Raw genomic sequence first — 11970 nt, 5'->3', positions numbered from 1 at the left:
AAAGATGATCAGGTTGATAGGTTCGAGGTGGAAGCATGGTGACATGTGGAGCTGACGAATACTAATAGATCGAGGACTTAACCATATAATATGTAGCAATGTTATCTAGTTTTGAAGGAATATGCATTAAAATTTCTTCTTGACATTTCGAAAGAAATGTTTATAATGATAAAAGTCTGGTAATGATGGCAGAGAGGTCACACCCGTTCCCATACCGAACACGGAAGTTAAGCTCTCTAGCGCCGATGGTAGTTGGGACCTTGTCCCTGTGAGAGTAGGACGTTGCCAGGCTAATATTATTCCGCAGTAGCTCAGTGGTAGAGCTATCGGCTGTTAACCGATCGGTCGTAGGTTCGAGTCCTACCTGCGGAGCCATTATGCTTCCATAGCTCAGCTGGTAGAGCACTTCCATGGTAAGGAAGAGGTCACCGGTTCAAGCCCGGTTGGAAGCTTGGGAATAGGTTTAAAACTTTTTTGGCCCGTTGGTCAAGTGGTTAAGACACCGCCCTTTCACGGCGGTAACACGGGTTCGAATCCCGTACGGGTCACCACTTTTGGAGGATTAGCTCAGCTGGGAGAGCACCTGCCTTACAAGCAGGGGGTCGGCGGTTCGATCCCGTCATCCTCCACCATATATATTTAAAATGTCGGAGGGGTAGCGAAGTGGCTAAACGCGGCGGACTGTAAATCCGCTCCTTCGGGTTCGGCAGTTCGAATCTGCCCCCCTCCACCATTTTCTTTAAAATAACCTGAGAGGGTTTATTTTTTTGAAAAGATAACCATACTAGTAAATATTAATGGGCTATAGCCAAGCGGTAAGGCAACGGACTTTGACTCCGTCATGCGCTGGTTCGAATCCAGCTAGCCCAGCCATTTACGAGCCATTAGCTCAGTTGGTAGAGCATCTGACTTTTAATCAGAGGGTCGAAGGTTCGAGTCCTTCATGGCTCATCATTTTTGCGGAAGTAGTTCAGTGGTAGAATACAACCTTGCCAAGGTTGGGGTCGCGGGTTCGAATCCCGTCTTCCGCTTAATTAATAAGGGGCCTTAGCTCAGCTGGGAGAGCGCCTGCCTTGCACGCAGGAGGTCAGCGGTTCGATCCCGCTAGGCTCCATCTAAATAAAAAAGCTTACATCATATGATGTAAGCTTTTTTTTTGTTTAAAAAGACAACTTTTATACTTGTCGTTTAAAATAAAGAAAACGTAAAAATAAGGGATGGGGAGATAATTGTGAAAGTTGTTATTGCATCTGATTCATATAAAGAAAGCCTAAAAGCTATAGAAGTATGTGGAGCTATTGAAAGAGGTTTTAGAGCAATTTTTCCTAATGCAGAGTATGTGAAAATACCAATTGGAGATGGAGGAGAAGGGACGGTTGAATCACTTGTTGATGCTACAGGGGGGAGAATTATATCAATTAGTGTGACAGGACCGCTTAGAGAAGGTATACAAGCTTTTTATGGCATTTCTAAAGATAAAAAGACAGCGTTTATTGAAATGGCAGCAGCATCAGGATTACAGCACGTTCCAGTTGAAAAGCGCAACCCACTTATTACAACGACAAAAGGAACAGGAGAACTTATATTACATGCGCTAGATCAAGGAGTGGAGTACATAATTTTAGGACTTGGAGGAAGTGCTACAAATGATGGTGGGGCAGGTATGTTAGCAGCTTTAGGAGTAAGATTTATAAATGACAAGGGTGAAGTAATAGATCCATCTGGAGGCACATTACATTCGATTGTTGCTATTGATTTTTCACGAATGGACCCCCGCTTAAAGGGGGTAAAGATAGAAGCGGCATGTGATGTGGATAATCCATTAGTCGGAATGCAGGGAGCATCTTTCATATTTGGGAGACAAAAGGGTGCAAATGTAGAGATGATGAAAGAGCTAGATGAGAATTTACAACATTATGCTAATATGCTTAAACGATATGTATCTTTTGATGTATCTGAAATACCTGGTGCAGGGGCAGCGGGAGGAATGGGAGCGGCTGTTATTTCAGTGTTAAAGGGAGACTTGCGGAGGGGCATTGAAATTGTATTAGATTATACAAATTTCGATAAACATATAGAAGATGCAAATCTCATTATAACTGGTGAAGGTAGAATAGATAAACAAACTGCATATGGAAAGGCTCCTGTGGGTGTTGCGGGGCGTGCAAAACGTTTTTCTGTGCCTGTAATTGCTATTGGAGGGTCTGTATCATCTGATTATTCAGCTGTGTACGAGAAAGGAATAGATGCGGTATTTAGTATTACAACGAGACCGATGACACTAGAAGAAGCATATAAAGTAGCAGAAGAAAATATTGAAATGACAACAAAAAATATTGCAATAGTATGGAAAATAGCATCAGAAAAACACTTCTAAATGTAGGAGTGTTTTATTATTATTATTTAATAATAGTGATTACGATTGTTTCATTAAGTTAACTTTATACATAGAATAGTCTTGAAATTTAGTTTTCAGTATGAATATAAGTGAATAAATTGTATATCCATACAGAAAAATGTCGAGTTGAGTCAGACTATATAAAAGATTTAAAATATTTAGTGAAGGCATAAAAGGGGGATACTATCTATGAAAAAAGAAATCTCAGTTATTGGAGTTCCAATGGATTTAGGACAGATGCGTCGTGGAGTTGATATGGGACCGAGCGCGATCCGTTATGCAGGGGTAATTGAAAGAATTGAAGAAATTGGATATGACGTTAAAGATATGGGAGATATATGTATAGAGAGAGAAAAAGAGATAGATGAAAATACAAAATTAAGAAACCTTACACAAGTTGCAACTGTATGTAATGAATTAGCAAGTAAGGTGGATCATATTATAGAAGAAGGTCGTTTTCCACTTGTATTAGGTGGTGACCATAGTATTGCTATCGGTACATTAGCTGGTGTAGCAAAACATTATAAAAACTTAGGCGTTATTTGGTATGATGCACACGGTGATTTAAATACAGAGGAAACTTCACCATCTGGAAATATTCATGGTATGTCACTTGCAGCAAGTTTAGGTTATGGACATTCTTCACTTGTAGATTTATACGGAGCATATCCAAAGGTGAAAAAAGAGAATGTCGTAATTATCGGTGCGCGTGCATTGGATGAAGGAGAAAAAGATTTCATTCGCAATGAAGGTATTAAAGTGTTCTCAATGCATGAAATTGATCGTATGGGGATGACGGCTGTTATGGAAGAAACAATCGCATATTTATCTCATACTGATGGTGTACACTTATCATTAGATTTAGACGGTCTTGATCCTCATGATGCACCAGGTGTTGGAACGCCTGTAATTGGCGGTCTATCTTATCGTGAAAGTCATTTGGCGATGGAAATGTTAGCAGAAGCTGATATTATCACATCTGCTGAATTTGTTGAGGTAAATACGATTTTAGATGAGAGAAATAGAACGGCAACAACAGCAGTTGCTTTAATGGGTTCTTTATTCGGTGAAAAACTAAAATAAATGTAAGAAAAGCAACTGAGAAGTTGCTTTTTTTATTTGAAAATAGGCGTATAATAATGATTTATATTATACTGTACAATAAAAATGTTTGACATCTTACCAATTTGAGCTAAAGGGGGTTGTTTGTAATTGTCGTTTGTTTCATGTATGGTATAATTAACTAGTTGTTGGAAATACATACAGATAGAGCATAAAACAATATTTCAATATATGGATAGAATTGCTCGTAAGTAGGAGGAAGGGATAGCATGCCTTTTGAAGATACGACCATTTTGAAATATCTTAGTACGGCATTAGATATTGCCATTGTATGGTTTATTATATATAAGCTAATTCTTATAATCCGAGGGACGAAAGCTGTTCAACTTTTAAAAGGGATTACAGTTATTATCGTCGTTAAGATGATCAGTATTTTCCTTGAATTGCGTACGCTATCTTGGCTAACTGAACAAGTATTAACGTGGGGATTTTTAGCCGTTATTATTATCTTTCAGCCAGAATTGCGAAGAGCACTTGAGCAGCTAGGGCGCGGAAGTTTATTTTCGCGTGTTGGAACGCATGAGGATGATGAACCTGAAATGGTTGCAACAGCGATAGCAAAAGCAACCGAATATATGGGGAAACGTAGAATTGGTGCATTAATTACTTTGTCAAAAGAGACCGGTATGGGTGATTATGTGGAAACGGGTATTCCGCTGAATGCAAACGTATCATCGGAATTACTTATTAATATTTTTATTCCAAATACACCTCTTCATGACGGAGCGGTAATTATGCAAGGAAGTACAATTAAAGCAGCAGCATGCTATCTTCCATTATCAGAAAGTCCGTTTATTTCTAAAGAATTAGGAACTAGACATCGTGCTGCAATGGGAGTTAGTGAAGTTACTGATAGTATTACAGTAGTTGTGTCTGAAGAAACTGGTCAAATTTCTTTAACGAAAAATGGTAAGTTGCATCGTGATTTGAAGACAGAACAGCTGAAGGATATGTTATTGGCTGAATTTAGTGGAAACGAAAAAACGACTTCTTCGTCTTTATGGAATTGGAGGAGAAAGCGTCATGGATAAGTTAATGGAGAATCATTGGTTTTTAAAAGGGATCTCATTACTATTGGCGTGTATGCTTTTTATGTCAGCGACGTTAACTGAAAAAAATACGACATCAGGTATATTACCTTTTGCAAATGATACGAAAGAAACATTAACTAATTATGCTATTAATCTTAAGTATGATGAGGAGAAATATATTGTAAGTGGTATTCCGGCAGAGGGCGTTAAAGTAAAATTAGAAGGCCCAAAAGCATCAGTTGCTACAGCAAAAGCAAAAAAACAATTTGACATACCGGTTGATTTGCGAGATAGTCCAAAAGGAACTTATGAGATTTCTTTAAAAACGAACGGGCTTCCAGATGATGTGAAAGGAACAGTTCAGCCATCAACAATTAAAGTTACTCTTCATGAAAAGGCGAGAAAATATGTTCATGTAGATCTGAAATTATCAAATGAGGATCAGATGCCAGCGGGGGCTACTCTAGAAAAATCAAGCCTTAAACCGGATACTGTTGAGGTAGTTGGGACGAAAGAAGAAATTGAAAGCATTTCATCTGCCAAAGCGTATGTTGATTTAAAAGGTGTTAATAAAACTGTTACAAAAACGCCCGAAGTTACATTATACAATAAAGAAGGAAAACGTTTAAATGTAAGAACAAGTCCATCTAAGATTAGTGTAACGTTGAATGTGGCAACGCAAAATACAGCCAATAATACTGAAAAAACTGTTCCTGTAACGTATACGAAGAAGGGGAGTTTAGCAGAAGGATTGGCGGTTACAAATATCAGTGTTGAACCGAGAGAAGTAACGATAGCTGGTCCAAAAGATATTTTGGATAATATACAATCGCTAGAGGGGGTCGAAGTAGATCTTAGTCAATTGACAGAGTCTACAACATTCGATGCCTCTGTTTTATTACCCAAGGGTGTAACAAGTGCCAAACCGAATCAAGTGAAGGTTTCGGTGGGAGTGCAAAAAACAAAACAAACGAAAACAAAAACGATTGATGGTATCCCAATCCAGAAAAATGGACTTTCTAAAGATGTTACTGCTCAGCTACTTTCGCCGCAAGATGGAAAGATAAGTGTTGATATTTCAGGAGAAGCAAGTATAGTAGATAAAATAACAGCTGCTCAAATAACAGCGGTAATTAATCTGCAAAATGTATCTCCAGGAACGAAAGATATTTCAATTCAAGTGAGTGGTCCTGGTAATATTTCAATAGAGCCAAAACAAAAAAGTGCTAAAGTTACTATTGTGAAGAAAGAAAAACCAGATAAAGAAGTACAGGGTAACGGTCAACAACCGGATTCAAACACCGATCAAGAAAATCAAAATGAGAAACCAAAAAATCCTGAACCTGATTCAGAAAAAGAACAGGAAAAGAATCAAAACCAAAATCAAAATCAAGATAAAGATAAAGAAACGAGTCAAGAACCAACAGTAGATAATCACAATCAAAAAGAGCAAGAAAAAGGAGCGAATCATAATGGGTAAATATTTTGGTACAGATGGAGTACGCGGAGTTGCAAATAAGGAGTTAACACCTGAATTAGCTTTCAAAATTGGACGTTTTGGTGGTTATGTATTAACAAAAGATACAGATCGTCCAAAAGTAATTATTGGTCGTGATACACGTGTATCTGGCCATATGTTAGAAGGAGCTTTAGTAGCAGGGCTATTATCAACTGGAGCAGAAGTAATGCGCCTTGGCGTTATTTCTACACCGGGCGTTGCTTATTTAACAAAAGCACTAGACGCACAAGCGGGTGTTATGATTTCTGCATCTCATAATCCAGTACAAGATAACGGTATTAAATTCTTTGGTTCAGATGGCTTTAAATTAACAGATGAGCAAGAAGCTGAGATTGAAGCTTTATTAGACAAAGAAGTTGATGAACTACCACGTCCGACAGGTACTAATCTTGGACAAGTGAGTGATTACTTTGAAGGTGGACAAAAATATTTACAGTACATTAAACAAACTGTTGAAGAAGATTTCTCTGGCCTACATATCGCTTTAGATTGTGCACATGGTGCAACTTCTTCTCTTGCTCCATACTTATTTGCAGACCTAGAAGCTGATATTTCAACGATGGGAACTTCTCCAAATGGTATGAATATTAATGAGGGTGTAGGATCTACACATCCAGAAGGCTTAGCTGAATTGGTAAAAGAAAAAGGTGCGGATATCGGACTTGCTTTTGATGGCGATGGCGACCGTTTAATTGCTGTAGACGAAAAAGGAAACATCGTTGACGGTGATCAAATTATGTTCATTTGTGCGAAGTACATGAAAGAAACTGGTCAATTAAAACATAATACAGTTGTTTCAACTGTTATGAGTAACTTAGGTTTCTACAAAGCACTTGAAGCAAATAATATTACAAGTGATAAAACAGCAGTTGGTGACCGCTACGTAATGGAAGAAATGAAGCGCGGAGGTTACAACCTAGGTGGAGAACAATCAGGCCATATTATCTTACTTGATTACATTACAACTGGTGATGGAATGTTAAGTGCACTTCAACTTGTAAACATCATGAAAATGACGAAAAAGCCATTATCTGAGCTTGCAGGGGAAATGACGAAATTCCCACAATTGCTAGTAAACGTTCGTGTAACAGATAAAAAATTAGCATTAGAAAATGAAAAAATTAAAGAAATTATTCGTGTTGTAGAGGAAGAAATGAACGGTGATGGCCGTATTCTTGTTCGCCCATCTGGAACAGAGCCACTTATTCGTGTAATGGCAGAAGCACCAACACAAGAAGTTTGTGATGCATATGTACATCGCATTGTAGAAGTTGTGAAAGCCGAAGTTGGCGCTGAATAATTAGCTGAATTTATATGAAAAAGGAGCACAAAAAGTGCTCCTTTTTCATATGTTTTATAGACGATGAAAAAAATTTCATTGACGGTTTATCCATGTTTGTTATAAGATGGTCTTGTTCTTTTTCTCAAAGGAAATATTGTAAATTATAAAAGCGCCAGAACTACAAATAGTGTAGTTGACGAGGTGGGGTTTATCGAGATTTCGGCGGATGACTCCCGGTTGTTCATCACAACCGCAAGCTTTTACTTAAATCATTAAGGTGACTTAGTGGACAAAGGTGAAAGTGTGATGAGAGAAGAGGAACGGATGAAAACTAGCTGTATAAGTATATACGGACTTAAACCCAATCGAGAGGAAGGTGAAAGCCGTTACAAGCTTACAGGGCTAGCAATATGTAATCCGTTTTTTAGTATAAATAAAAATGGTATCGGACTATGTCGTTACATGTTCGCAGAGCAGTGTAAGCATTTGTAACGGCGACTAAACATGTGTGGAATCGTAGGATTTATTGGAGAGCAAGATGCAAAGGAAATTTTATTAAAAGGTTTAGAAAAGCTAGAATATCGTGGATATGATTCAGCAGGTATTGCAGTACAAGCAGAGAACGGTGTTGTTGTATACAAAGAAAAAGGCCGTATCGCAAAACTTCGTGAAATCGTAGATGAGAACGTAGCAGCAAGCGTAGGTATCGGACACACACGCTGGGCTACACACGGTGTTCCAAGTAAAGTAAACGCGCATCCGCATCAAAGTACATCAAAACGCTTTACATTAGTTCATAACGGTGTAATTGAAAACTATGAATTAGTGAAAAAGGAATATTTACAAGATGTAACGTTCGTAAGTGAAACAGATACAGAGGTTATCGTACAGCTTATGGAACAACAAGTGAGCACAGGATTAAGTGTAGAAGAAGCGTTCCGTAATACGCTATCTCTTTTACATGGCTCTTATGCAATCGGATTACTTGATGCTGAAAATCCAAACATGATTTATGTTGCTAAAAACAAAAGCCCGCTATTAGTAGGTGTTGGTGACAACTTTAATGTTGTGGCAAGCGACGCTATGGCGATGTTACAAGTTACAGATCAATTCATTGAGTTAATGGATAAAGAAATCGTAATCGTAACGAAAGAAAGTATTACAATTAAAAACTTACAAGGTGAAACGATTGAACGTGCACCGTTTACAGCGGAATTAGACGCAAGTGATATTGAAAAGGGAACATATCCTCATTTCATGCTTAAAGAAATCGATGAGCAACCACTTGTAATCCGTAATATAATTCAAAAGTATCAAGATGAAAATGGCGAAATTGAATTAAATCAAGACATCCGCAATGCGATTTTAGATAGCGATCGCATTTACATCATTGCATGTGGAACGAGTTATCATGCAGGTCTTGTTGGAAAACAATTTATCGAGAAGTTTGCAAAAATGCCAGTTGAAGTACACGTGGCAAGTGAATTCTCTTACAACATGCCATTATTAACAGAAAGACCATTCTTCATTTACATTTCACAAAGTGGTGAAACAGCTGATAGCCGTGCAGTACTTGTACAAACAAATGAAATGGGGCATAAAGCATTAACAATTACAAACGTGCCTGGTTCTACGCTTTCTCGTGAAGCTGATTATACACTTCCGTTATACGCTGGACCAGAAATTGCAGTTGCATCAACGAAAGCTTACACAGCACAGCTTGCAGTACTTTCAATTTTAGCGGCTGATATTGCTAAAGCAAAAGGTGAAGTTCTTGATTTCGATTTAACACACGAACTAGGACTTGTAGCAAATGCAATGATAGAACTTTGTGATCAAAAAGAAGAAATGGACGCATTAGCAAAACAATTTTTAGCAACAACGCGTAACTGTTTCTTCATCGGCCGTAGCGTAGACTTCTACGTAGGATTAGAAGGTGCGTTAAAACTAAAAGAAATCTCTTACATCCAAGCAGAAGGATTCGCTGGAGGAGAGTTAAAACACGGTACAATCGCTTTAATTGAAAATGGTACACCAGTTATCGCACTTGCTACACAAGAGCACGTAAACCTTGGAATTCGTGGTAACGTGAAAGAAGTAGTAGCACGCGGGGCTAACCCATGTATCATCTCAATGAAAGGCTTAGAAATGGAAGGTGACAGCTTCGTATTACCAGCTGTACACGAAGCGCTAGCACCGCTAGTAGCAGTTATTCCATTACAACTTATCTCATACTACGCAGCACTTCACCGCGAGTGTGACGTTGATAAGCCACGTAACTTAGCTAAGTCTGTTACTGTTGAGTAGGAGATTGGTAGGTTAATAAATATAGTTATAGCTTTAAAATAAATTTACAAATTTGCACCCCTTTAGATATTTTATCTAAAGGGGTATTTTTGTGTCGAAAAAGAACATCTAAAATTGATAAGCGGAAAGAGCCCTATAGATTAAAGTTTTACTTTATCGGATTCACTTTTATTTATCTGAATTTTCCGTTACTATTTTAAGTATCCGTGAACAATTTCCTTTATTACGACAAGAAGAGACGGTAGATTCATGGACATTACAAGGGGGCTTATTATATGAAAGTGAAAGCAAAAACATATTTAAGTATAGAAGAGATTATTTCATTACCAACCGTATCAAGTACAAACATAAGTGATGATGGTAAAAACGTAGCATTTGTTAAGAAGACGGCTGATTGGAAAGACAATACATATAGGAATCATGTATGGATATATGAAAAAGATAAGAAGCAGAGTTACCCATTATCAAATGGTGATATAGATAGTACACACCCATTATGGTCTCCAGATGCTAGGTGTATCGCATATCTTAGTCCAGTTGGTGATGGGGAAAATCAGATATTTGTTAAGTCACTAGATGATTATAGAGAGGTTCAAATTACTGATAAGAAAGAAGGAGTCAGTACATTCAAATGGGGTCCTACTGGCAAGGGTCTTTATTATGTTACGCAGTCAAAAGAATGTGAAGAGATAAAGAAACGTAAGGACCTATATGGAGATTTTCAACATATAGGTAAGGAACACCAGAATAATTGTTTATATTACATTGAAATAGAAAAGGTGATACAAAGTGATACAGATGAACACGAGAACAGAGTTGTTTATCAATTAACGGATGGTAAGGATTTTCATATCCATGAATTTGATATTTCAAATGATGGTAAAAAGGTTGTATTTATGGCGGCACCAAGCTCAAATATGGCAGATTATATAAATGGAGATCTATACATACTCCATATTAAAGCTGGAGAGCTACAAAAGCTGAATGTGGATAAGTTGTTGGGAGGGAGTGTTTGCTTTTCTCCTGACGGCAGTAAAATATGTTACACAGCAAGCATAAGAGAGAAGGATTACTATAGAAACCATATACAAGATAGTACGTTAGAGATATATGATATGAATACTGGAGAGGTAATTCAGCCTCTAACAAACTTTGATAGTACAGTTATGCCATTACAGTGGACAGCTAAAGGAATTTTAATTAGATGGCAGGATAAAACGAATTATCGTATTGGATTACTAGCTGAAGATGGCACTGTGGAAGCATTAAGCGACAAGATAGATGGCTTTATAATGGATGCCTCTATAACAAAGGATGGAAATCATATAACCTATAATAAGGCTATAACAAATGAAACCTTTGAAATCTATTTAGACGATAAAAAAATAACGGATGAAAATAGCTTTTTCAAAGGGAAACTTAAAAGTAACAGGGAAATCATCTCATGGAAAAGTAGTGATGGTCTTGAAATAGAAGGTGTTTTATCAACGCCAGTAGAGTTTGACACTAATAAAAAATATCCTTTATTAGTAGTAATTCACGGCGGTCCGGCTTGGGCATCTTTTCCGATATTTTCAGACTGTTTCAATGAGAAATATCCGATTGAACAGTTTGTTGAAAAAGGCTTTATCGTTTTAGAACCAAATTACAGAGGAAGTTCAGGTTATGGTAATGAATTTTTAAAAGCTAACTATAGAAAACAGGGGATTGCTGACTACGACGATGTTATATCAGGAGTTGATAAACTAGTTGATCAAGGGATAGTAGATAAAGATAGAGTAGGAGTTATGGGATGGAGCAATGGTGGATATGTATCAGCTTTTTGTTCTACATTTAGTAGCAGGTTTAAAGCTATTTCAGTTGGCGGTGGAATAACTAACTGGAGTACCCATTATGTAAATACAGATATACCTTACTTTATTAGAATGTATTTAGGAAATACTCCATGGAATGATCCAGATATATATACGAAGACATCACCTATGACGTATATTAAATCAGCTTGTACGCCTACCTTAATTCAACATGGGGAAAAGGATGCAAGAATTCCGATTACAAATGCATATGATCTATATCAAGGATTAATGGATATGGAAGTTGATACAGAATTAATTATATTTAAAGGAATGGCATATAGTTCTGACCAACCAGGAGTTCATGTGGCTATTATGAAGCAGAACTTGATGTGGTTTTCACACTATATGCTTGAAGAGAGTATGGAGGGTTTTAGGACTTTGTAATAGATGTTTGTACAAGACATATGATTGAAACGGTCTTCATATTGAGATGATTTATTATAAAATATATACTT

8 protein-coding genes, 9 tRNA genes and 1 rRNA gene are annotated in these 11970 nt (G+C 37.4%); all 18 read left to right on the top strand.

The window, feature by feature from the left end; all coding sequences use genetic code 11:
* Positions 1-175: 175 nt before the first annotated feature.
* The 18 genes from rrf (at position 176) to AC22L0_RS28045 (ending at position 11899) form a co-directional block, all read left to right on the top strand.
* Positions 176-291: ribosomal RNA gene (gene rrf / locus AC22L0_RS28130) — 5S ribosomal RNA — on the top strand.
* Positions 292-300: 9 nt separating this feature from the next.
* Positions 301-375, top strand: a tRNA-Asn gene (locus AC22L0_RS28125).
* A gap of 4 nt (positions 376-379) precedes the next feature.
* Positions 380-452: transfer RNA gene (locus tag AC22L0_RS28120), tRNA-Thr, on the top strand.
* A gap of 24 nt (positions 453-476) precedes the next feature.
* Positions 477-551, top strand: a tRNA-Glu gene (locus tag AC22L0_RS28115).
* A gap of 5 nt (positions 552-556) precedes the next feature.
* Positions 557-632 (top strand) — tRNA-Val (locus tag AC22L0_RS28110).
* Between the two features lie 17 nt (positions 633-649).
* A tRNA-Tyr gene (locus AC22L0_RS28105) sits at positions 650-733 on the top strand.
* A gap of 65 nt (positions 734-798) precedes the next feature.
* Positions 799-873 (top strand) — tRNA-Gln (locus AC22L0_RS28100).
* Positions 874-878: 5 nt separating this feature from the next.
* Positions 879-951: transfer RNA gene (locus AC22L0_RS28095), tRNA-Lys, on the top strand.
* Between the two features lie 8 nt (positions 952-959).
* A tRNA-Gly gene (locus tag AC22L0_RS28090) sits at positions 960-1031 on the top strand.
* Positions 1032-1041: 10 nt separating this feature from the next.
* Positions 1042-1114: transfer RNA gene (locus AC22L0_RS28085), tRNA-Ala, on the top strand.
* Positions 1115-1231: 117 nt separating this feature from the next.
* The gene (locus tag AC22L0_RS28080) at positions 1232-2377 is read left to right on the top strand and encodes a glycerate kinase (protein WP_000869584.1); all 1146 of its coding nucleotides are present in this window, start codon (positions 1232-1234) and stop codon (positions 2375-2377) included.
* A gap of 210 nt (positions 2378-2587) precedes the next feature.
* Positions 2588-3481, top strand: a complete 894-nt coding sequence (rocF, locus tag AC22L0_RS28075; RefSeq protein WP_000711563.1) for an arginase — start codon at positions 2588-2590, stop codon at positions 3479-3481.
* A 248-nt stretch (positions 3482-3729) separates the two neighbouring features.
* Complete coding sequence (gene cdaA / locus AC22L0_RS28070) at positions 3730-4551, top strand: diadenylate cyclase CdaA (RefSeq protein WP_001115697.1); 822 nt, start codon at positions 3730-3732, stop codon at positions 4549-4551.
* Complete coding sequence (locus AC22L0_RS28065) at positions 4544-6031, top strand: CdaR family protein (RefSeq protein WP_000359598.1); 1488 nt, start codon at positions 4544-4546, stop codon at positions 6029-6031. The genes cdaA and AC22L0_RS28065 overlap by 8 nt, the downstream gene beginning before the upstream one ends.
* Positions 6024-7370 (top strand): phosphoglucosamine mutase, encoded by a 1347-nt coding sequence (gene glmM, locus AC22L0_RS28060; protein ID WP_000521476.1) that lies wholly within the window; start codon positions 6024-6026, stop codon positions 7368-7370. Before AC22L0_RS28065 ends, glmM begins: the two co-directional genes overlap by 8 nt.
* Positions 7371-7658: 288 nt before the next feature.
* Positions 7659-7844 carry a hypothetical protein gene (locus tag AC22L0_RS28055; RefSeq protein ID WP_001206405.1) on the top strand — a complete coding sequence of 62 codons (186 nt, stop codon included), beginning with the start codon at positions 7659-7661 and terminating at the stop codon, positions 7842-7844.
* Positions 7845-7856: 12 nt separating this feature from the next.
* On the top strand, positions 7857-9659 hold the full coding sequence (gene glmS, locus AC22L0_RS28050) for a glutamine--fructose-6-phosphate transaminase (isomerizing) (RefSeq protein ID WP_000334163.1): 1803 nt from the start codon (positions 7857-7859) through the stop codon (positions 9657-9659).
* Between the two features lie 275 nt (positions 9660-9934).
* Positions 9935-11899 (top strand): S9 family peptidase, encoded by a 1965-nt coding sequence (locus AC22L0_RS28045; RefSeq protein WP_000864889.1) that lies wholly within the window; start codon positions 9935-9937, stop codon positions 11897-11899.
* The last annotated feature ends 71 nt before the right edge of the window (positions 11900-11970 follow it).

The organism is Bacillus sp. LQ01 (assembly GCF_057624735.1).
The sequence above is the reverse complement of the archived record's forward strand: the minus strand, read 5'-3'. Positions and strand labels throughout refer to the sequence as shown.

Excerpts from the sequence above, each read along its gene's own strand:
- rocF (WP_000711563.1), top strand. The coding sequence starts at position 2,588 with ATGAAAAAAGAAATCTCAGTTATTGGAGTTCCAATGGATTTAGGACAG.
- cdaA (WP_001115697.1), top strand. The coding sequence starts at position 3,730 with ATGCCTTTTGAAGATACGACCATTTTGAAATATCTTAGTACGGCATTA.
- AC22L0_RS28045 (WP_000864889.1), top strand. The coding sequence starts at position 9,935 with ATGAAAGTGAAAGCAAAAACATATTTAAGTATAGAAGAGATTATTTCA.
- glmM (WP_000521476.1), top strand. The coding sequence starts at position 6,024 with ATGGGTAAATATTTTGGTACAGATGGAGTACGCGGAGTTGCAAATAAG.
- AC22L0_RS28055 (WP_001206405.1), top strand. The coding sequence starts at position 7,659 with ATGAGAGAAGAGGAACGGATGAAAACTAGCTGTATAAGTATATACGGA.
- AC22L0_RS28065 (WP_000359598.1), top strand. The coding sequence starts at position 4,544 with ATGGATAAGTTAATGGAGAATCATTGGTTTTTAAAAGGGATCTCATTA.
- glmS (WP_000334163.1), top strand. The coding sequence starts at position 7,857 with ATGTGTGGAATCGTAGGATTTATTGGAGAGCAAGATGCAAAGGAAATT.